The sequence below is a fragment of the Brevibacillus sp. genome (assembly GCF_003521185.1).
Taxonomy (GTDB): Bacteria; Bacillota; Bacilli; order Brevibacillales; family Brevibacillaceae; genus Brevibacillus; species Brevibacillus parabrevis.
Window position 1 is genome coordinate 143,164 of record NZ_DOTK01000034.1, and the last position, 19,071, is coordinate 162,234.

24 protein-coding genes are annotated in these 19,071 nt (G+C 50.3%); 22 read left to right on the forward strand and 2 right to left on the reverse strand.

All coding sequences use genetic code 11. From position 1 onward, the window contains the following. Nucleotides 1-66 precede the first annotated feature (66 nt). The 18 genes from ftsY to DEP07_RS08920 all read left to right on the forward strand — a co-directional run bounded on the left by ftsY (nucleotide 67) and on the right by DEP07_RS08920 (nucleotide 13,916). Nucleotides 67-1,074: a signal recognition particle-docking protein FtsY gene (gene ftsY, locus DEP07_RS08835; RefSeq protein ID WP_122965167.1), complete on the forward strand. Its 1,008-nt coding sequence runs from the start codon at nucleotides 67-69 to the stop codon at nucleotides 1,072-1,074. Nucleotides 1,075-1,218: 144 nt separating this feature from the next. Then, entirely contained in the window at nucleotides 1,219-1,557 is a 339-nt protein-coding gene (locus DEP07_RS08840) for a putative DNA-binding protein (protein ID WP_063227670.1), read from the forward strand. Between the two features lie 10 nt (nucleotides 1,558-1,567). Next, nucleotides 1,568-2,983 (forward strand): signal recognition particle protein, encoded by a 1,416-nt coding sequence (gene ffh, locus DEP07_RS08845; protein WP_063227669.1) that lies wholly within the window; start codon nucleotides 1,568-1,570, stop codon nucleotides 2,981-2,983. Between the two features lie 113 nt (nucleotides 2,984-3,096). Then, nucleotides 3,097-3,369 carry a 30S ribosomal protein S16 gene (rpsP, locus tag DEP07_RS08850; RefSeq protein ID WP_005834322.1) on the forward strand — a complete coding sequence of 91 codons (273 nt, stop codon included), beginning with the start codon at nucleotides 3,097-3,099 and terminating at the stop codon, nucleotides 3,367-3,369. A gap of 23 nt (nucleotides 3,370-3,392) precedes the next feature. Beyond that, the gene (locus DEP07_RS08855; protein ID WP_005834320.1) at nucleotides 3,393-3,620 is read left to right on the forward strand and encodes a KH domain-containing protein; all 228 of its coding nucleotides are present in this window, start codon (nucleotides 3,393-3,395) and stop codon (nucleotides 3,618-3,620) included. A 101-nt stretch (nucleotides 3,621-3,721) separates the two neighbouring features. Beyond that, complete coding sequence (locus tag DEP07_RS08860) at nucleotides 3,722-4,150, forward strand: YlqD family protein (protein ID WP_063227668.1); 429 nt, start codon at nucleotides 3,722-3,724, stop codon at nucleotides 4,148-4,150. 14 nt (nucleotides 4,151-4,164) lie between these two features. After that, the gene (gene rimM / locus DEP07_RS08865; RefSeq protein WP_063227667.1) at nucleotides 4,165-4,683 is read left to right on the forward strand and encodes a ribosome maturation factor RimM; all 519 of its coding nucleotides are present in this window, start codon (nucleotides 4,165-4,167) and stop codon (nucleotides 4,681-4,683) included. 12 nt (nucleotides 4,684-4,695) lie between these two features. Next, on the forward strand, nucleotides 4,696-5,454 hold the full coding sequence (trmD, locus tag DEP07_RS08870) for a tRNA (guanosine(37)-N1)-methyltransferase TrmD (protein ID WP_122965168.1): 759 nt from the start codon (nucleotides 4,696-4,698) through the stop codon (nucleotides 5,452-5,454). Nucleotides 5,455-5,613: 159 nt separating this feature from the next. Further along, nucleotides 5,614-5,961: a 50S ribosomal protein L19 gene (gene rplS, locus DEP07_RS08875; protein WP_049738740.1), complete on the forward strand. Its 348-nt coding sequence runs from the start codon at nucleotides 5,614-5,616 to the stop codon at nucleotides 5,959-5,961. Nucleotides 5,962-6,052: 91 nt separating this feature from the next. Beyond that, a complete protein-coding gene (gene lepB / locus DEP07_RS08880; RefSeq protein ID WP_122965169.1) occupies nucleotides 6,053-6,616 on the forward strand; it encodes a signal peptidase I in 564 nt (187 codons plus the stop codon). A gap of 29 nt (nucleotides 6,617-6,645) precedes the next feature. After that, a complete protein-coding gene (gene ylqF / locus DEP07_RS08885; RefSeq protein ID WP_063227664.1) occupies nucleotides 6,646-7,545 on the forward strand; it encodes a ribosome biogenesis GTPase YlqF in 900 nt (299 codons plus the stop codon). Between the two features lie 67 nt (nucleotides 7,546-7,612). Beyond that, nucleotides 7,613-8,389: a ribonuclease HII gene (locus DEP07_RS08890; RefSeq protein ID WP_122965170.1), complete on the forward strand. Its 777-nt coding sequence runs from the start codon at nucleotides 7,613-7,615 to the stop codon at nucleotides 8,387-8,389. 35 nt (nucleotides 8,390-8,424) lie between these two features. After that, nucleotides 8,425-10,356 carry a hypothetical protein gene (locus tag DEP07_RS08895; protein WP_287102389.1) on the forward strand — a complete coding sequence of 644 codons (1,932 nt, stop codon included), beginning with the start codon at nucleotides 8,425-8,427 and terminating at the stop codon, nucleotides 10,354-10,356. Next, complete coding sequence (locus DEP07_RS08900; protein ID WP_122965172.1) at nucleotides 10,353-10,643, forward strand: EscU/YscU/HrcU family type III secretion system export apparatus switch protein; 291 nt, start codon at nucleotides 10,353-10,355, stop codon at nucleotides 10,641-10,643. Before DEP07_RS08895 ends, DEP07_RS08900 begins: the two co-directional genes overlap by 4 nt. Next, nucleotides 10,640-11,017: a YraN family protein gene (locus tag DEP07_RS08905; RefSeq protein ID WP_122965173.1), complete on the forward strand. Its 378-nt coding sequence runs from the start codon at nucleotides 10,640-10,642 to the stop codon at nucleotides 11,015-11,017. The genes DEP07_RS08900 and DEP07_RS08905 overlap by 4 nt, the downstream gene beginning before the upstream one ends. 340 nt (nucleotides 11,018-11,357) lie before the next feature. Next, nucleotides 11,358-12,716, forward strand: a complete 1,359-nt coding sequence (locus DEP07_RS08910; protein ID WP_122965174.1) for an Ig-like domain-containing protein — start codon at nucleotides 11,358-11,360, stop codon at nucleotides 12,714-12,716. A 93-nt stretch (nucleotides 12,717-12,809) separates the two neighbouring features. Next, complete coding sequence (locus DEP07_RS08915) at nucleotides 12,810-13,583, forward strand: nucleotidyltransferase domain-containing protein (RefSeq protein WP_287102390.1); 774 nt, start codon at nucleotides 12,810-12,812, stop codon at nucleotides 13,581-13,583. A 141-nt stretch (nucleotides 13,584-13,724) separates the two neighbouring features. Continuing rightward, the gene (locus DEP07_RS08920) at nucleotides 13,725-13,916 is read left to right on the forward strand and encodes a hypothetical protein (RefSeq protein ID WP_122965176.1); all 192 of its coding nucleotides are present in this window, start codon (nucleotides 13,725-13,727) and stop codon (nucleotides 13,914-13,916) included. 260 nt (nucleotides 13,917-14,176) lie between these two features. Here DEP07_RS08920 and DEP07_RS08925 read toward each other — a convergent pair whose 3' ends face one another. Next, entirely contained in the window at nucleotides 14,177-14,491 is a 315-nt protein-coding gene (locus tag DEP07_RS08925; RefSeq protein WP_122965177.1) for a hypothetical protein, read from the reverse strand. Nucleotides 14,492-14,576: 85 nt separating this feature from the next. Here DEP07_RS08925 and DEP07_RS08930 point away from each other — a divergent pair, with 85 nt between their 5' ends. After that, complete coding sequence (locus DEP07_RS08930; protein ID WP_242771091.1) at nucleotides 14,577-16,124, forward strand: YifB family Mg chelatase-like AAA ATPase; 1,548 nt, start codon at nucleotides 14,577-14,579, stop codon at nucleotides 16,122-16,124. A 223-nt stretch (nucleotides 16,125-16,347) separates the two neighbouring features. Here the strand turns inward: DEP07_RS08930 and DEP07_RS08935 are convergent, their stop codons facing one another. Then, nucleotides 16,348-16,656, reverse strand: a complete 309-nt coding sequence (locus DEP07_RS08935; RefSeq protein ID WP_173598883.1) for a protease inhibitor I42 family protein — start codon at nucleotides 16,654-16,656, stop codon at nucleotides 16,348-16,350. A 449-nt stretch (nucleotides 16,657-17,105) separates the two neighbouring features. Between DEP07_RS08935 and DEP07_RS08940 the strand changes: the two genes are divergently transcribed. The 3 genes from DEP07_RS08940 to DEP07_RS08950 are packed head-to-tail and all read left to right on the forward strand — an operon-like array spanning nucleotide 17,106 to nucleotide 19,021. Next, complete coding sequence (locus tag DEP07_RS08940) at nucleotides 17,106-17,825, forward strand: EAL domain-containing protein (RefSeq protein ID WP_287102392.1); 720 nt, start codon at nucleotides 17,106-17,108, stop codon at nucleotides 17,823-17,825. 15 nt (nucleotides 17,826-17,840) lie between these two features. Then, the gene (locus DEP07_RS08945; RefSeq protein ID WP_229049700.1) at nucleotides 17,841-18,212 is read left to right on the forward strand and encodes a hypothetical protein; all 372 of its coding nucleotides are present in this window, start codon (nucleotides 17,841-17,843) and stop codon (nucleotides 18,210-18,212) included. Continuing rightward, the gene (locus DEP07_RS08950) at nucleotides 18,209-19,021 is read left to right on the forward strand and encodes a GGDEF domain-containing protein (protein ID WP_280648460.1); all 813 of its coding nucleotides are present in this window, start codon (nucleotides 18,209-18,211) and stop codon (nucleotides 19,019-19,021) included. The genes DEP07_RS08945 and DEP07_RS08950 overlap by 4 nt, the downstream gene beginning before the upstream one ends. Nucleotides 19,022-19,071 lie beyond the last annotated feature (50 nt).

Here is a 19,071-nt window from a genome sequence, read left to right on the forward strand (position 1 = left end):
GCGTGACATTTCTTGCGCCCAAGCGCAATATGGATGAGAAAACAATAGCCGCAAAGGAAGATGATCATGAGTTTTTTCAAGCGCCTTCGTGACGCGATCGTGCAAAAATCCGAAGAGGTAACGCAAAAGTTTACCGACGGATTGGCGAAAACGAGAGATTTGCTGGTGGAAAAAGTGGAGGACCTCGTCCGCCGCTACAAAAAAATCGACGACGACTTCTTTGATGAACTGGAAGAAATCTTGATCACGTCCGATGTCGGGGTCAACACCGTAATGGAGCTGATCGACGATTTGCGGTCGGAAGTGCGTAAACAAAAAATCGAAAACGCCCTGGACCTGCAACCGATCCTTTCCGAGAAGCTCGTCAACTTGTTGAAAAACGACGAAGCAGCAGACAGCTCTCTCAACATCGAGGACGGACGTCTGAACGTTGTGCTGTTTGTCGGCGTTAACGGCGTGGGCAAAACCACGACCATCGGAAAAATGGCGCACATGTTCAAGCAGCAAGGGAAAAACGTGCTGCTCGCAGCAGGCGATACGTTCCGGGCGGCAGCGATCGAGCAACTGGAAGTATGGGGAGAGCGCGTCGGTGTCGACGTCATCAAGCAACAGCAAGGCTCCGATCCGGCTGCCGTCATCTACGATGCGATCCAGGCTGCCAAATCGCGCAAAGTCGATGTGCTTTTGTGCGATACGGCTGGACGTCTGCAAAACAAAGTCAATCTTATGGAAGAACTGGCGAAGGTGCACCGCGTTTTGCAGCGCGAACTGCCAGGCGCTCCGCACGAAGTCTTGCTCGTCCTCGACGCGACGACAGGCCAAAACGCGCTGTCCCAGGCGAAAACATTCGGGCAGTCTGCCGGAGTGACCGGACTCGTTCTGACCAAGCTTGACGGAACGGCGAAGGGCGGTATCGTCATCGCGATCCGCAATGAGCTGAACATCCCGGTCAAATACGTCGGTCTGGGCGAGAAGATGGATGACTTGCAAGCATTCGATCCGGAACAGTTTGTACACGCCTTGTTTGCCGGATTGATTCAAAAAGATGAAGCCGAAGAGCAAGAAAACGCGTAATATCATAATGTCTGGAACGTCAAAAAAAGATGTCAACAAAAATGCTTGACACTAGGTGTGGAATTAGGTACTATAATCTACGTGCTGTAAAGAAAAAGCCTTTACAGTTTCGAAACGAGTACCTCACAGCAAAGGATTGGTTTCATGTTAGAAAAGACCAATCAAGTCAATCTCTTGTTTGACTTTTATGCACCGTTACTCAAAGGCAAGCAGCGAGAATATCTGGAGCTGTATTATCTGGATGACTTGTCGCTCGGAGAAATCGCGGAAATGCACGAGGTCAGTCGACAAGCTGTTTACGACCACATCAAGCGGGCGGAAAAGCAGTTGTTCGAATACGACCAGAAGCTTAATCTGGCACATCGCCACGAGAAGCGGATGGAAGTGCTGGCACGAATGAATGAGCTTGTAAATGGGCTTGCAGAGAGCGAGACAAGAGACGAGCTGAATACTTTGCTCCACCAACTGTCAGAGATGGATTAGGAGGGCTCGCATGGCGTTTGAAAGCTTGGCCAATCGGCTGCAAAACGCATTTGACAAACTGCGCGGCAGAGGAAAAATTGACGAAACAGTCGTCAACGAAGCAATGCGGGAAGTTCGCCTTGCCCTGCTGGAAGCAGATGTTAACTTCAAAGTAGTAAAAGACTTCGTCGCTCGCGTCAAAGAGCGCGCAGTCGGCCAGGAAGTCATGAAAAGCCTGACACCAGGTCAAATGGTTATCAAAATCGTGAATGAAGAGCTGGTCGCCCTGATGGGTGGCAATGTCGCTCAATTGACGATGGCGCACCGCCCGCCGACTGTCATCATGATGGCAGGTTTGCAAGGGGCAGGGAAAACGACCACAACTGGTAAGCTGGCCAAGTATTTGCAAAAGCAAAACAAGAAGCCGCTTCTGGTGGCAGCGGACATTTACCGTCCGGCTGCGATCAAGCAGCTGCAAGTTTTGGGGGAGCAGTTGAATGTTCCCGTCTTCTCTCTCGGAGATCAAGTCAGTCCTGTTGATATCGCCCGGCAAGCGATCGAACATGCGAAAACAAACCATCTGGATGTCGTGATTCTCGATACGGCAGGTCGCCTGCACATCGATGAAGCGCTGATGGATGAGTTGAAGCAAATTCGCGAAGTTGCCAAGCCCGATGAGATTTTGCTCGTCGTGGACTCGATGACAGGTCAAGATGCCGTCAATGTAGCGGAGAGCTTCAACAGCCAGCTCGAACTGACTGGCGTGGTTCTCACCAAGCTCGACGGTGATACCCGAGGCGGTGCGGCACTGTCCGTCAAAGCTGTCACTGGAAAGCCGATCAAGTTTGCGGCGATGGGTGAAAAGCTGGATGCGCTCGAACCGTTCCATCCGGATCGCATGGCTTCCCGCATTTTGGGAATGGGCGATGTGCTCAGCCTGATCGAAAAGGCGCAAGCATCTGTGGATGAAGAGAAAGCGCGCGACATGGAGCGCCAGATGCGTCAAGGGGAATTTACCTTCGACATGTTCTTGGATTCCATGCAGCAGTTACGCAACTTGGGGCCTTTCGAAGACATTCTCGGCATGTTGCCAGGAATGAACAAGATGAAAGGCAAAATGAACGTGGACGAGAAGCAGATTGCCCGCGTGGAAGCAATCGCCAAATCCATGACCAAAGCGGAGCGCGCCAATCCTGATCTGTTGAACGCCAACCGCCGCAAGCGCATTGCAAACGGCAGCGGCACAAGCATTCAGGAAGTGAATCGGTTCATCAAACAATTCGAGGAAATGAAGAAGATGATGAAGCAATTCTCTGGTGCCGCAGACAAAATGGTCAAGAAGTCGAAGAAAAAAGGCGGCTTCGGACTACCGTTCATGGGCAAGGGCGGAGGAAACAACCAAGGCGGCATGAACTTCCCCTTCAATTTCAAACCACCGTTCAAGTAAGCATTGCATGATCTCTTCGCGCCGCTGACTTGTCAGACAGCGCGATGGTTCAGATATAGTAGCACCAACGCAGATGTTCATCTTGCGTTGATCCATACAGGAGGTGACACAACATGGCAGTTAAAATTCGTCTGAAACGCATGGGTTCCAAGAAAGCTCCTTTCTACCGTGTAGTAGTAGCTGACTCCCGTTCCCCTCGCGATGGCCGTTTCATTGAAGAAATCGGTTACTACAACCCGGTTGCTCAACCGGCAGTGGTGAAAATTGATACCGAAAAAGCGGTACAATGGATCCTGAATGGTGCAGCTCCAACTGATACCGTTCGTAACCTTCTCTCCAAAGAAGGCGTGCTCGCAAAAGTACACGAAACCAAATACGGCAAATAAGTCGGTCATCTGGAGGTCTGATGATGAAAGCGCTGGTCGAAACGATCGCTAAAGCTCTCGTCGATCATCCGAATGAGGTTCGTGTGAATGCAGTGGACAAAGAGCGCACTCTCGTCTTTGAATTGTCGGTGCACCCGGATGATATGGGGAAGATTATCGGCAAGCAAGGACGGATCGCTAAAGCCCTGCGCACTGTCGTGATGGCGGCATCCGTGGAAACGGACAAGCGTGTCACGGTTGAGATTGTCTGAGAAAAAGGCTGGGAGCTTTCCCAGTCTTTTTTGGTTGAATAAGAATAGCCAGATGTTTGAATCGAGATGGTGGACTGATACGTCGAAAGGAGTGGCAGGGCATGCTCACGATTTTTCGGTCGGTACAAGTCAAACTCATTATGACAGAAGCTTCCCGCGCTGTGCTGATCGACAAGTACAGCAGACAACTGCGCAAGCAGCGAGACGAATGGGAGCAATGGCAATTTCAATCGAAAAAAATATTGGCCGAGGCGAAGAAAAAGTCTGCGGATACATATGCGCTCGCGCAACAAAAGATCGCCCAGGAAGAGCGGCGACGCAAGGAAAAAATCGCCCAAATCTCTTTTTCCCTGCAACAGGCAGAGAGCCTTCCCGAGGGAAGCGAGATGGACTATCAGACCGTGGAAAGTCCTGTTACCATTCAGGAAGGCGATATTTGGGATGAAATCATGGCAGGAACGGAAATCATGATAAAAGACGGACGTGTGCATGAAATTCGGCGGACGCCAGGCCATCGGGCTGAAGAATAGAAGGAGTGGATACGGTGAGCAACCAAAAGTTTTATACGGTGGGCAAGCTGGTCAATACGCACGGGCTCAAGGGAGAAGTACGTGTCACCTCAACAACTGATTTCCCTGATCAACGGTTTCGCAAAGGAAACGAGCTGTTTTTGTTCCATGCCTCTCTCTCTGCGCCGTTGAAACTGAAAATCGAGACTCGTCGCGCCCATAAAGACTTTGAGATTTTGAGTTTCCAAGGCTATTCCCACATTAACGATATCGAAAAATACAAGGGCGGAGAGCTGAAGATCCCGGAAGAAGCTTTGATGGAGCTGGAAGATGACGAGTTTTACATCCATCAGCTGATCGGTTGCGAGGTTGTCACGGACGAAGGGGAAGCGCTCGGCAAAATCGTCGATGTGATGCAGCCGGGAGCCAACGATGTGTGGGTCGTAAAAGGGCAGCGTGGCGAGATTTTGCTGCCGTTTATCGATGAGTGCATCAAAGAAGTGGACATTGCAAACAAACGCGTGGTCTGCCATCTGATGGAAGGCTTGTTGTAGGAGGTACTTCGGATGCGGATCGACATTTTTACGCTGTTTCCCGAAATGTTTGCGGGCGTCTTGTCCAGCAGCATTTTGGGAAAAGCTCGCGAGAAGGAACTGGTTGACTTTCAGGTCACCAACTTTCGCGATTTTTCCGAGAGCAAGCACGGTACAGTCGACGATACGCCGTACGGCGGCGGCGGGGGAATGGTGCTCAAGCCTGAGCCGTTGTTTCGGGCGGTAGAGGCTCTGCCAGGGGGCAAGAAGCCGCGCGTCATCCTCATGTGCCCGCAAGGTGTGACGTACAACCAGAGCCTCGCTGAGGAGCTGGCGCAGGAGGAGCATCTTGTGTTCATTTGCGGTCATTACGAAGGATATGATGAACGCATTCGCGAGCATCTGGTCACGGATGAGATTTCGATTGGCGATTATGTGCTGACAGGCGGCGAGCTGGCAGCAATGGTGGTGATCGACAGTGTCGTTCGCTTGCAGCCGGGCGCTCTCGGCAACCAGACGTCTGCTGTCGAGGATTCGTTTTCCACCGGGCTGCTCGAATATCCGCACTACACGCGGCCAGCCGAGTTTCGCGGCTGGAAGGTGCCAGATATATTGCTGTCCGGTCATCACGCCAACATCGAGCGCTGGCGCTTGAAGGAATCACTGCGCAGAACGAAGGCGCGCCGACCCGACTTGCTTTCGAAGCTTGAGCTGACTGGTGAAATGAAAAAGCTTTTAGCCGAGCTGGAGCGGGAACAGGGGCAGGAGAAAAGCGCAGAGGAAAAAAGTTAGAACGGGCCTTGTAGTTTAGCGCCTACTGTGTTAATATACTTCTTGTGGCAATTTTGCCCGCTGACTAAGGCGGTCCGCTACTCGTGACTCGGCTCCACTGGATGACCGAGACCATTTGGCAAGACGAGTAAGAACGTCTATCGGAAGGAGGGAATTTAAATGAACCAAGTTATCCGTGAATTGGAAAAAGAGCAATTGAAACAGGATATTCCTGCGTTCCGACCTGGTGACACTGTTCGTGTACACGTTAAGGTTATCGAGGGTCAGCGTGAGCGTATTCAGCTGTTCGAAGGCGTAGTTATTCGCCGTCGCGGTACAGGTGTCAGCGAAACATTTACTGCTCGTAAGATTTCTTACGGCGTAGGTGTTGAGCGTACGTTCCCAGTACACACGCCTAAGATCGACAAGATCGAAATCGTGCGTCATGGTAAAGTACGTCGTGCGAAACTGTACTATCTGCGCGATCGCGTAGGTAAAGCAGCTCGTATTAAAGAAATTCGTCGATAAGCGAAACGCTTAAAAAGGGGACTGGTCTGCTTGCCAGGCCTCTTTTTTCCATTTACAGGGTTGGACGAGCTATCTTGGGAGGGCGTAAGTGATGAGCGAAGAAGTAGCCTCCAGTCGCACGAAGAAAAATGAGCTATGGGAATGGACGAAGGCGCTCGGGATTGCCTTGATTCTCGCCTTTCTCATTCGTACCTTTTTGTTCGCTCCGTTTATTGTCGAGGGCGAGTCCATGGAAACGACGTTACATAACAGCGAGAAACTGGTCGTAAACAAGGCCATCTACTATTTGCAAGAGCCGAAGCCGGGAGATATTATCGTGTTTCATGCAGAGAAGACGCGCGATTACATCAAACGCGTCATCGCTGTAGCGGGCGATACCGTCGAAGTGAAAGGCGATCAGCTGTACATAAACGGCAAATTGGTTGAAGAACCATATCTTGCACAACATAAAGAACAAGCGAAACAACAGGGCGAGCCGTTTTTCACAAACGATTTTTCCCCTGTAGCGATACCTGCGGGTCACATTTTTGTGATGGGCGACAATCGGCTCAACAGCCATGACAGCAGGGCGATTGGTCCTGTCGCTGTCAGCACGGTAGTGGGCAGAGCGGAGTTTACGTTTTGGCCGTTCGCAAGTATTCGCATGACGAGATAAAAGCATAGCTTCAAGGTAGGTGAGACAACATGACGATCCAATGGTTTCCCGGGCATATGGCGAAGGCTCGCCGGCAAGTTACGGAAAAGCTGAAATTGATTGATGTGGTTATCGAGCTTCTGGATGCGCGGCTGCCTCTTTCCAGTCGGAATCCGATGATTGATGAGATTGTCAGTGACAAGCCGCGATTGATTTTGCTGAACAAGGCCGATTTGGCGGATGAAAAAGCTACAGACGAATGGATTTCTTACTTCCGCAAGCAAGGCATCCGCACGTTGCCGATCGACGCTTTGAGCGGAAAAGGCGTGAACAAGCTGCCAGAGCTGTGCAAGGAGCTGGCGGCCGAGATGCTGGCGAAGCGCAGTGAACGCGGCATGCAGGGACGCGCGATTCGCATCATGATTTTAGGAATCCCCAACGTAGGAAAATCTTCGTTGATCAACCGACTGTCCAAGCGTTCTGTAGCGGCGACCGGCGATCGTCCGGCTGTCACGAAGGCGCAGCAGTGGGTGAAGATGGGCGACACGCTGGAACTTCTCGATACACCGGGAATTTTGTGGCCCAAGTTCGAAGATCAGATGGTCGGACTGCGGTTGGCAGCAAGTGGCGCGATCAAGGACGAGCTGATCGACTTCACAGAAGTAGCTCTGTTCGTCATCGCCTATATGATGCATTATTATCCAGAGCGTTTGCTTGAGCGCTTCAAGCTGAAGGAACTGCCGGAAGACCGCGTCTCCATGCTGGAGGAAGTCGGAAAAAAACGCGGTTGCCTTATCTCTGGCGGCAACATCGACTACGATAAAGCAGCCGAAATCTTTTTGCGAGAGCTGCGCTCAGGGAAGCTCGGCCCGATTTCCGTGGAACGTCCGATCGATTGGGAGATGGACGAGCCGATCGGAAAGCCGCTGTCACTGACGGATCACGATTGACGTACACGAAAACCTGTCTATCCATAGATGATAGACGGTTTTTTTCGTAAGAAGGAGAAATGAGTCAATGAACCTGGCAGATATGTCGATAAAAGAAATACGAATGGCGATCGAAAAGTTGGACGAGATATCCAATGATTTTTTACAATGTTTACAAGCAGATAAACGGGCAGGTGTTCAGGCGCTGGCCAAGCAGGCAGAAGCGGCGATGGCGCGTCGGGCCAAGCTCGCGCAAATGTGGACAGAGATGACGGCATACGAGCGTGCGCTGCACGAAAAAGGATATTCACACGTGTTTGGAGTGGATGAGGTGGGCAGAGGGCCGCTGGCAGGACCTGTCGTCGCAAGCTGCGTTTGCTTGCCGCCCGATTTTTATTTGCCAGGCTTGAACGATTCCAAAAAAGTTCCGGTAGCTACGCGCGAAGCTTTTTACGAAGTGATCATGCGGGATGCCGTGGCGGTCGGAATCGGTATTGTCGATGCCGCCCGCATTGATGCCATCAATATTTTGGCCGCTACGAAGGAAGCGATGAAGGCCGCAATCGAGGATGCCGGAGTACCTGCTGACGTGCTGTTGATCGATGCTGTACAACTGAATGATGTCGCGTGCAAGCAAATTCCGATCATTGGCGGAGATGCGAAAAGCGTCTCGATTGCAGCAGCCTCCATCGTGGCGAAAGTGACCAGAGACAGAATGATGGCGGAATACGCCAAACAGTATCCGCAGTATGGCTTCGACAAAAATGCCGGCTACGGCACAGCGGAGCATTTGGCTGCGATTGCTACATACGGGCCAACCCCTCTTCACCGCGTGACATTTACCGGGGTGAAAGAGCACGCCTAACGACTACCGAGCGCTTTCCAGAGGAGGAGAAGTGTATGTTTTCCCCGTCGCAACTTATATCATCCCTTGTGCAAAAGACTCCTTCCGCCACAGTCAAGCCGGTGGAGCTGACGCCAGGACAAGTATTCAAAGGAACCGTCGTTAAGCATTATCCCGATCAAATGGCGCTGGTTCAGATCGGTGGAATGCAGGTCCAGGCAAAGCTGGAAGCGAATCTCGAAGCGGGTCAAAAGGCATGGCTGCAAGTACAGCCTTCGACAGGAGTCGTAACCTTGAAGGTACTGGATACGCCTGTCGAGGCACCTGGCAAGGAAGCTTCTCTGGAGAACTTGATGCGGTCGCTCGGGATTACGGAGACAAAAGAGAGCAAAGCGATTGTCCAAGCGCTGGTAAATGCCAATTTGCCTGTCACCAAGGAAGTCGTTCAGGCATTTTCGCAAGTGACGCAGCGCATCGGGATGGATGACAGTACAGTAGATGCGTTTCTTTTGGCAATGAAACGAAATTTGCCGCTCACACCAGATTCGGTTGCGGGTTTGAAGGCTTTTATGTCCGGCAAACCGCTGGGGCAGACGATCCAAAATTTCTTGCAGCAAGCCGCGATGTTTTTGGGCGAGGAGGCAAGTGGCGAGCACAAACTGCCGGGCCAGACGGCTCCTATGGGGCAGGCTCACTCAGCAGGAGTGACGAGTGCGGATATTCGTCAAGTGGTCAGCCAGTTGAAGGAAAAGCTGACGGCGCTGCCTTTGCTGGTAGCAGCTGGAGAGAACGGAGAGGCTGGGACTGGCTCCAAACCAGTGACGCAGGGTGGAGTAGCAAGTCAGGGCGGACAGCAGGCTGCCGGAAGCAATGCCAGTCAAAATGCGCCACAGACCATTATCGCGAATCCGCAGACAAAAGCGCCCACTGGCGGCTCTGCTCCAGCTGCAGGCGCACTGAATACAGCGACAGGACAAGCTTTGACAGGGCAAGGGGCTGATCGTGCCGTTGCCCAAACCAATTTGCCCGGCGCTACGCAAGCTCTCGTGGCAGGGGAGAAGACGGTTGCTCCCGACGGTTCTCCTGCTGTTCGACAAACGACTGCTGCTGTAGCCCCATCCGTACAGCCGGGAACGCCGAACAATGGAGGCACGGCACTGGCTGGAGCGACTGGCAACAGTCAGATGTCTGGTGTGCCACATGTACAAGCCGCGAATCCGGGACAAACGGCCGGACTTTCTCCTGTTGACAAGCAAGCCGTTGCGACGGCAAGCGGTCAGTCGACCTCTGCGCTTGTCCAGCCAGCCGTGGCGGCAAATGCATCCGGTGCAGCATCCTCCAATCCGCTCGTGGAACTGTTCCGACACCTCGGGATTAACCACGAACGCGGGCTGATGGGTCAGGCACTGGGCCAACAGCAGGCAGATGCAGGGACGCACAAGCAGATCGAGACAGTGAAATCGTTGCTTTTGCAGATCAACCAGGCTCCCGCACAGTCAGTGCCCGCTGCGCTTCGCGAGGCAGTTGATCAATTGTTGCAACAAGTAACCGGACAACAACTGATGATGGTTCAGCCAAGCAACCAGGCACTGTCCCAGATCGTGCTGCAAATTCCGATTCGCCAGGCAGAAGGGGAAGAGACCGCTTTTGTCCAAATCGAATCGAAGAAGCAGGGAAGTGGAAAGCTGGACCCGGAAAATTGCCGACTGTTTTTCCACCTGGAGCTGAAAGGCATGGGAACGACGATGATTGACGTCGGGATCGTCAATCGGATTGTGAACCTGCAAATCTTCAATGACTCCCCTTGGCTGGAGGCACTGGCTCAAGGCACAAAGGATCGGTTTGCCCAACAGTTGAACGATGTAGGCTATCATCTGTCCGCCATGCGAATCCAGCCTGTTCCTGACAGGCAAAGCAAGCCAGCAGGAAGCAGTCAGGCGCAAGGGGCCCTATTTGCCGACTACAGAGGGATGGATGTGCGCGTATGAACCAATCCCCCAACCATGAAAACAAGCGGAAACAGGCTGTCGCTCTCAAATACCAGGCAGGTGTAATGGAAGCGCCTAAAGTAGTGGCAAAAGGAAAGGGCTTCGTTGCCGAAAACATCCTGAAAACAGCCAAAGAGAACGATATCCCGATCCAGGAGGACCCTTCCCTGGTAGAAGTGCTGGGAAAGCTTGATCTCGATCAGCAAATCCCTCCCGAGCTGTATCAGGTTGTAGCGGAGATTCTAGCCTTTGTGTATCGGCTTGACAAGGGAGGCGCAAAAGGATGAGCGATCGCCGCAGGCTTCTCGGACAAAAAGGCGAGCAGCTGGCGATGCGTTATCTGGCGCAAAAAGGGTATCGGATCGTCGAGCAAAATACCCGGACGAAACAAGGCGAGATCGACCTGATTGTCCAAGACGACAAGACGCTCGTCTTTGTAGAGGTGCGCACGCGGAGCAGCTGGGCCTTTGGAACTGCGGCTGAGTCCGTGACGTGGAAAAAGAAGCAAAAGCTGCGACAGCTGGCGATGGCGTACATACAGGCCCAGCAGCAGCCGATCGCTTCTTTCCGCTTTGATGTCGTCGCCATTTTTCACCCTGGCGGCAACGACCGAAGCGAGCCGTCAGAGCCGGTAATTGAGCATTTTATGAATGCCTTTTAAAAAACGGGCTCCGGGCCACCCTGTTTTATGGGGATATGTCTACAGCAACCGTTGCATTGCCAGCGTACTATGTACTGTACTCGACGCGATGAAACTCCTCCAAGCATCATCATTCGCCTTCCAGGCATAGGCTGGAAGGCATTTTTTCTTTTCGCGGGCAAATGGCTCATCGAAAATGTGCCGATACATATAGGGAGCAACGACTTCTCCACAGACCCCTCGTCAAATAAAAGTTTTTTTGAAAAACAAATGTTTTTCTAAAAAACGTATGATTTTGATGTGACATTTTTCCAACTCGTGCGTCTTATTTGATGAAGGAAACAAAGTGGAGGGTAAAAAGATGAAAATGAAAACAATGAAAAACATTTCTCTCGCTGTAGCGACCATTTTTACGGTTCAGCTGTCTGTGACAGGCATCGCTTCCGCACAAGTATCGGCTCCGCAAGCTGTGAACAACAGTAGCTATGTGGCAAAAGCATCGGAAAAAGGCTTTGAGGCAAGCTCGTATTATGCAGAAGTGACTATCGGTCAACCATACAAGCTGAAGCTGACTTACAATGGACAACCACTGGACGGAGCGCTTGTTGCTTGGACAACTTCGAACAGCAAGCTTGCGACAGTCCATAATGGCATCGTGTCCGGCTACAAAGAAGGAACGGTTATCATTACAGGACGATACAATGGCGAATCCATTCGTATCCGTGCGTCGGTATCCAAAGAGCCAACATTGGATGCTTCCAGCTCATCTGTCAGCATTCGTAAAGGACAACAACAAACCATCACTTTAAAATACAACAACAAAACCATTGACGGAATCGATGCAAGCTGGTCTTCTTCCAACGAATCTGTGGCAACCGTAAAAAGAGGCGTTGTTACCGCAAAAGCAAGCGGAACGACAGTCATCACTGCCACCTATAAAGGAAAAAGCGTCGACATTAGCGTAAAAGTAACGGCGAATCAATCTGGCAAGCTGGAAGCCAGCGAGTCCAAAATTTCATTGAAAAAAGGCGAGCGTCAATCGATCAAGCTTACTTATGAGGATGAAAAGCTGGCTGGCTCCAAAGCGGAATGGAAGTCTTCCAAGACCTCTGTAGCTACGGTTGACGACGATGGCGTAATCACAGCCAAAGGCAAAGGAACAGCAACCGTTACAGCAGAATACAAGGGCTATAAAATCGAGATTGAAGTAAAAGTTGACAGTGGCGACGAGTCTGGCGACCTGGAAGCTAGCGAAACCAAGCTCAAAATGAAAAAAGGCGAAGAGGAAACCATTACTCTCCGCTATGACGGCGAAAAAATCAAAGGAAACAAAGCTGAGTGGAAATCTTCCAAATCCTCTGTAGCTTCTGTTGATGATGATGGCACGATCACTGCTAAAAACAAAGGAACAGCGACTATCACTGCGAGCTACAAAGGCGAAGAAGTGAAAATCGAGGTTACCGTTGGCACAAAAAGCGGCAGCGATTTGCTGGAGGCAGACGACACCAGCTTGAGCCTGAAAAAAGGCGACAAAGAAACGATTACGCTGAAATATGACGGCAAAAAGCTCGTTGGTTCGAAAGCTAGCTGGAGCACTTCCAAGTCTTCGGTAGCTACTGTATCCAATAGCGGAAAAGTAACAGCGAAAGCAAAAGGAACAGCAACGATTACTGCTTCGTACAAAGGCGAAGAAGTTGAAATTAAAGTAACTGTAAAATAACAGCCAAAAAAAGCTCGCTGGATCAAAGCTTGACGATTCAGCGGGCTTTTTGCATCATCATATCTAAATGAAGAGCAGTAGGGGGGAAGGACGATGAAGGAAGTCATCCAGCAAAAGCTGGCGGAGATGGAAAGAGAACATGCGCTGAAAATATTGTTTGCTGTCGAGTCCGGGAGCCGGGCCTGGGGTTTCCCGTCGCAGGATAGCGACTATGACGTGCGCTTTGTCCATATTCACAGGCCGGAGTGGTATTTATCGATCGACGACAAGCGAGATGTTCTGGAGCTGCCGATTGATGAAGTCTTGGATATAAACGGCTGGGACATTCGAAAAGCGCTCAAGCTGTTTCGCAAATCGAATCCGGCGCTGCAAGAATGGCTCGCTTCCGAAATCGTTTATCAGGATGACCTCGGTTTCCGTGATGAGCTTATTCGTCTGAGCAGCGATTTGTTTTCACCGAAGACAGCCATGCACCATTACTTGAGCATGGCAAGCGGGAATTACCGAAAAGATTTGCAAGGCGATCATGTAAAAAGTAAAAAATATTTTTATGTGCTGCGTCCGCTCCTCGCTTGCGAATGGATCAAACAAAACAAAACGAATCCGCCGCTCCTGTTTCAACAGTTGGTATCCGAGATGGTGAGCGATTCGGCCTTGAAGCGGGAAATCGATGAGTTATTGCGCAGAAAAATGGCGGGAGATGAGCTTCGGATGGAACCGCGAATCGACGTCATTCACGAGTATATTGAGGGCAGCTTGGAGAGACTGACGAAAGATGCCAAGGAGTTTACAGACCGTCAGCAAGACTGTACGCCTGTGCTCGATAGTGTGTTTCGGCGCTATTTGCAAACAGCTTGGCACACGTAGTGAGAACGTCCAATGACGTCAGGGGAGAAGCACGTTCCATCCATTGTCGCTGTCGATACTCCGCCATTTATTTGGTATAATGCCGTTGTATATACGTTCTTGGCGCTACTATCATTTTTATCGTAAAGTGAGGATTTTCACATGAAGAAAAAGCTTGTACTTGTATTGGACGTGGAGAAAGCGGAAAAAATCGATATGCAACAGCTTGCCGACTCGATGTCGCAAGCGATTCAAAACGTGGACGGCATCGTGCTGCACGATCTCGTGATGTTTGACAACGACGAGAACAACGCGGACAAGCTGATTGCCAACATGAAAAAAGAGCTTTCCTGAGAGGCGCGGTCAACTCTCACAACGCAATGCGTTCCAACGATAATGAATCGAATTTGCAATTATGGGTTAGCCAAAAAGACTTGCCGATCAGGGGCAGGTCTTTTTTGGGTCTGTTTCAAGTTTCCTCATGTGAGTGCGCTCCTCGTGCCTTCCTATAAATTGGTTCGCCTTCGGTGTTTTTATCAGGTAGTGAAGCAGCCATTTGTACACTGATTTCCGTGTCAGCCATCCAATAGACTTGCATACCTTCAGAGGCTCTTCTAAGCAGTGAGGCAGCCATTTTTGCTCTGATCTCCATGCCCATCGATAAACTTGCTCCCCTTGGGTGTCTTTACCAAGGTAGTGAGGTAGCCGTTCATACACTGATCTCCGTGTCTATCAATAGACATGTCCACCTTCACTGTCTCTTCTAAGTAGTGAAACAACCATTTTGCACTAATCTGCGTGCCCACCAATAAGCTTGCTCGCCTTCGCTTTCTATTCCAAGCAGTGAAACAGCCATTTTGCACTAATCTGCGTGCCCACCAATAAGCTTGCTCATCTTCGCTTTCTATTCCAAGCAGTAAAACAGCCATTATGCACTAATCTCCATGCCCCACCAATAAACTTGCCCACCCCCACTTTCTTTTCCTACTCTTAAAAGGGAAGGGGGAGAGAAACATGTACGCATGCAGTTATTCTGGAACGGTTTTCGGAATTGATGGAATGGTGGTAACGGTAGAAACGGATATCGCCAACGGATTGCCGCAGTTCGATCTGGTCGGGCTTGGCGGATCAGCGGTTAAGGAAGCGCGCGATCGTGTGCGCGCTGCTTTGCGAAATGCAGGCTATGAGTATCCGATGCAGCGAATTACCGTCAATCTGGCACCAGCGGATCAGCGCAAGGAAGGCTCAGGCTTCGATCTTGCCATTGCGCTGGGAATTTTGCTTGCATCGAAACAATTGGCAACCAGACCAGAACGTATTCTCGTCCTCGGAGAGCTGGCACTCGACGGCTCTTTGCGCCCTGTCTCCGGCGTTCTTCCTATCCTGCTGGAAGCGAAAAAGACAGGCTTTACCCACGTCATCCTGCCGCAGACCAACGCGGCAGAAGCACGGCTTGTCGATATGATCGTCTTGCCAGCTGGCAATTTAACGGAAGCCGTCCATTACTGGAAAGAAGGACTCCAGCCGCAAAATCGGCAAGAAACAGCAGAACAACCAGCAACCTTCCGCAACATTTCCCATTCCAATCACGCTCCCGATTTATCCCATGTTTATGGTCAGCATTTCGTCAAACGCGGCTTGGAAATTGCGGCAGCAGGCTTTCATAACGTGATTTTGGTCGGCCCACCTGGCTGTGGCAAGACACTTCTCGCTAACTGCTTGCCGGGCATCATGCCCAAGATGACGATGGATGAATCGTACGAGGTGACGAAAATATACAGTATCGCAGGCCATCTTACGCGCGAGGGCGGACTGATCGAAGAACGGCCGTTTCGCGCTCCCCACCATACGATTACCGCAACAGCTTTGATTGGCGGCGGGGCGCAAATCCCCCGACCCGGTGAATGCAGCCTGTCTCACGGCGGAATCTTGTTTCTGGATGAAATGCCGGAGTTCTCCCGGCATGTCCTCGAAGTGCTGCGCCAGCCATTGGAAGCGGGCAAGGTTACGATTGGACGAGCCAAGCAGGTGTTTACGTTTCCGGCCCAATTTTTGTTGATCGGCTCATGCAATCCTTGTCCATGCGGATTTTTTGCTGTCAGGGAAAAACAAGTATGCTCTTGTTCGCCCCAGCAAATACACAAGTACCGTTCCAAGCTGTCAGGGCCGTTGCTCGACCGGATTGATTTGCACATAGAGGTGCCGCGTGTACCTGTTCAACTGCTGCACAATCGAAAAGCCGAAGAAACGTCGAAAGATATTCGGGCCAGAGTTGAACAGGCGCGCGCCATTCAGTGCGAAAGGTATCGGCACCGACCGGGAAATCCTTTTAACAGCATGATGAATGCGGAAGAACTGCGGAATTTTGCCAGGCTGGACAAAGAAGGCCAAGAGATGTTGCAGCTCGCTTTTGAGACATTGGGATTAAGTGCGAGAGCCTACGACAGAATCGTCAAAGTAGCGCGAACGATCGCTGACCTGGATGGTTCCTCACACATTGATGCAGCGCATGTCGCGGAGGCGATCCGGTACAGGGCGCTGGACAGGGGAGTGCCGCTTTAACCTGCTAGAGCGGGTTGTTTGGCTGGCATGGCTGCTTTTAAAAAAAGAGGCAAGAGCAGAAACCGAAGCTGAAACTGTAACCCTAACTCTAACTGTAACGCAGGAAGCAGGAAGCGAGACTATTCAAAATGCTAATAACACCAGTCCTATAGAACGCGCGTGCGTGTTTATCAAGTGTCAGTTTCGGCCCCAGTGCCCAGCCCTAGCCCCAGCCCCAGACACTCTAAACAATCGTTACGATATAAAAGACAAAGCTCGCGCAATCTGACTGATCCCAAGGCCGGCAATATTTAAAGGAAAGAGTAGTCACGCCGCGGTTGATTGCCCGAAACGCAAAGCGTTGATGACCGCCTTGCCCGATTCGTGCCGCTTGGGCAGGAGGGACAAATTCAGTGGATTGGAAAACGAGAAAACGCTCGTCTACAGGATTGGATAGCGTCCACTGGTAACCAGTCGTAGGATTCGCCTCAAGCGCTATGGGAAACACATGCCCACTTTGGACTTGCAAAGTGAAGGTAGAGCTTAATGCCATGATCCATCGTCCTTTCCGGAAGAAAAAGTCTCCTGATACTGTATGTAAAAAGGAAGCAAATGCCCACATGTGCAAAGCATAGTATGAGTGAAAAATAATTGATACATATAGAAAAAAACGAAGGAAAGCATTGTGAAAAAAGGAACACGTCATACCGGAGCACATTTTTTTCGGCCGAATTAGTATGATTTGGAAAGGGATTTGCAAAATAATGGCGAATGTATAGGAATAAAGACACATAATGTCGAATGTTTTAGGGATTTTGTAATCTCTTTTGCCTGGTTTTTTCGTCAAAGGATTTCCAGAGTGTCGAGAGGCATTTTTACGGTCCAGACTGTTTGTTGAACTTCCCAGCACTTCCAAATGGTTTGGGCGTACATCCTATGCACCTCACACTTGGAAAGCTTTTCTCTGTGTACATATTTGCTAGGAAAGGGAAAGGAAAATTGATGGAGAGCATTGCGGAACTATTTGAGAAAAGAGAGTATTACCACGCCTTTCAACCGATATGCCAATTTCCGGAAAAAAACCGGATAGGGTATGAAGTGCTCTTGCGCAGCAAAGCGGGGCAGAACCCGGAGTTGTTGTTTTCTACGGCAAAGGAAAAACGAAAGCTGCCGGAATTGGACACCCAATCATTTCGGCATGCGCTCTCGACTTTTTTTCGTGCTTCCATGGAACACAATCATGAACTCCTGTTTGTGAACATTTTTCCCACCACAATTGTGGAGGACTCGTTTCCAGCGTTCATCGAGGAGATCAGACAAGCTTTTTTTCCGTATTTGACGCGAATCGTGCTGGAGATCAACGAGTCCATCATGGAGGGAGAATGCTGGCACGAACCTGTTTTTACGCGGCGCATCAGTGAATTGAAAGCAATGGGTTTTTTGATCGCTTTGGATGATGTAGGCGATGCAGCAAATATTTTTCACAAGATTACCGATCTTTCGCCGGATTTCATCAAAATCGATCGCTTTTATTCCAAGGAGCTTTCGACTTCGCAAGAAAAACAAAAAGTCGTAAAGCTGTTTGTCGAATTTTGCAAGCATGAACCTCAACTCATTCTCGAAGGAGTTGAAGAAGAAGATTTTGCTTGCGCCTCTTCATTGGGAATTGCAATGGGTCAGGGATACCTTTTTGGCAAGCCCGGCCGTTTGCAGGAGGATTAAGAGGGGGGAGCAGAATTGGAGGAATTACTAATGTTTGGTGATAGTAGTGTATATTCGAGGAAAGCGACCCTTTCCTTAAAAATATCTGAATTTGAAGTCCCTCCCATGCAGGATTTGCTGATTATCGGGAGGAAAGCGCCAATCGGGCCGGAAGCAGTGCGGAGAATGGCAGAAGCCTTGTCGCCGGAGCAGTTTACTTTGCTGAAGATCGATCATCCCAAGATCGAAGCTGTCTTGTTGAGAAACTCGCTCTTGCAAATGATGGACGAAAAATTGCTAATGAAAATTATTTTGGAAGAATCAGAGCGGATGATCAGTGAATCCATGGTTTTGCGATCTGAGCTGAAAATTGCATTGTCGGTACAACGCGAGGTGGATTTGCTATGAACATCTCAGAGATCATGATTCCAACGATTCATTCCATTTCTTCTGACAAATCCGTCTCCCACGCAGCAAGGCTTATGAGCCAGTACCAGATGGATTCGCTCGTCGTCATTGACCATGGAGAGCTCGTAGGATTAGTGACTTCCAGAGATGTCCTCACTGCTCATCCGAATCGAATTGTCGCTGATGCTATGTGTAATCAAATGCATTATTTGCTGGCAGACCAAAATATTTGGGAAGCCCATCATTATTTTCTCAATGAAAATGTCAAATTGGCGATTGTCCTCGACGAAGAGCAGGTAAGCGGGATGATTACCAAGGAAACAGTAGAAATGAAAATAGCGGAATACAAGGACCCGCTCTCTGGCTTGTATCGGGCACCTTATATCCAGTTTATCGGGGAAAGTTATTTGCGTAAGCAGATTCCGTTTCATTTGCTGTTTATCGATTTGAACGACTTTGGCAGAATCAATAAGCAATACGGTCATCCGTTCGGTGATGATGTCATCCGGACCTATTCCGCTGTGCTTTCCTCGATTGCCGAGGATCAGGGAGACCATTTGTGCCGTTACGCAGGGGATGAATTTGTCCTGATCTCCACTGCACCAATCGCGCTGATCGAGCAGTATATCGATTTGATCTCCCGGCCGACAAACGTGCTGGACATCACGGTTTCCGCAGCCGTTGGGCATGTGAATGGATGTGAAGATCCTGAGTTTTTCAAACGATCCTGGAGAGAACTGATCGCCCAGGCAAGCCTTGAGTCTTCTGCTATCAAAGCACAGAAGACTGCTTCGGCGCTTCCTTCGTAACAGAAGCGCCGGATAAGAGAACAGGATTGTGCATACACTTGGTGAAACCA

Coding starts and splice junctions, on each gene's coding strand:
- DEP07_RS08925 (WP_122965177.1), bottom strand. CDS start 14,491: ATGGCTGTTTTACTGCTTGGAATAGAAAGCGAAGATGAGCAAGCTTAT.
- trmD (WP_122965168.1), top strand. CDS start 4,696: ATGCGGATCGACATTTTTACGCTGTTTCCCGAAATGTTTGCGGGCGTC.
- ftsY (WP_122965167.1), top strand. CDS start 67: ATGAGTTTTTTCAAGCGCCTTCGTGACGCGATCGTGCAAAAATCCGAA.
- DEP07_RS08890 (WP_122965170.1), top strand. CDS start 7,613: ATGAACCTGGCAGATATGTCGATAAAAGAAATACGAATGGCGATCGAA.
- DEP07_RS08935 (WP_173598883.1), bottom strand. CDS start 16,656: ATGGCATTAAGCTCTACCTTCACTTTGCAAGTCCAAAGTGGGCATGTG.
- DEP07_RS08895 (WP_287102389.1), top strand. CDS start 8,425: ATGTTTTCCCCGTCGCAACTTATATCATCCCTTGTGCAAAAGACTCCT.
- DEP07_RS08900 (WP_122965172.1), top strand. CDS start 10,353: ATGAACCAATCCCCCAACCATGAAAACAAGCGGAAACAGGCTGTCGCT.
- DEP07_RS08840 (WP_063227670.1), top strand. CDS start 1,219: ATGTTAGAAAAGACCAATCAAGTCAATCTCTTGTTTGACTTTTATGCA.
- DEP07_RS08905 (WP_122965173.1), top strand. CDS start 10,640: ATGAGCGATCGCCGCAGGCTTCTCGGACAAAAAGGCGAGCAGCTGGCG.
- DEP07_RS08855 (WP_005834320.1), top strand. CDS start 3,393: ATGAAAGCGCTGGTCGAAACGATCGCTAAAGCTCTCGTCGATCATCCG.
- DEP07_RS08930 (WP_242771091.1), top strand. CDS start 14,577: ATGTACGCATGCAGTTATTCTGGAACGGTTTTCGGAATTGATGGAATG.
- ffh (WP_063227669.1), top strand. CDS start 1,568: ATGGCGTTTGAAAGCTTGGCCAATCGGCTGCAAAACGCATTTGACAAA.
- DEP07_RS08910 (WP_122965174.1), top strand. CDS start 11,358: ATGAAAATGAAAACAATGAAAAACATTTCTCTCGCTGTAGCGACCATT.
- DEP07_RS08915 (WP_287102390.1), top strand. CDS start 12,810: ATGAAGGAAGTCATCCAGCAAAAGCTGGCGGAGATGGAAAGAGAACAT.
- DEP07_RS08920 (WP_122965176.1), top strand. CDS start 13,725: ATGAAGAAAAAGCTTGTACTTGTATTGGACGTGGAGAAAGCGGAAAAA.
- lepB (WP_122965169.1), top strand. CDS start 6,053: ATGAGCGAAGAAGTAGCCTCCAGTCGCACGAAGAAAAATGAGCTATGG.
- DEP07_RS08940 (WP_287102392.1), top strand. CDS start 17,106: ATGGAGAGCATTGCGGAACTATTTGAGAAAAGAGAGTATTACCACGCC.
- rplS (WP_049738740.1), top strand. CDS start 5,614: ATGAACCAAGTTATCCGTGAATTGGAAAAAGAGCAATTGAAACAGGAT.
- DEP07_RS08950 (WP_280648460.1), top strand. CDS start 18,209: ATGAACATCTCAGAGATCATGATTCCAACGATTCATTCCATTTCTTCT.
- ylqF (WP_063227664.1), top strand. CDS start 6,646: ATGACGATCCAATGGTTTCCCGGGCATATGGCGAAGGCTCGCCGGCAA.
- DEP07_RS08860 (WP_063227668.1), top strand. CDS start 3,722: ATGCTCACGATTTTTCGGTCGGTACAAGTCAAACTCATTATGACAGAA.
- rpsP (WP_005834322.1), top strand. CDS start 3,097: ATGGCAGTTAAAATTCGTCTGAAACGCATGGGTTCCAAGAAAGCTCCT.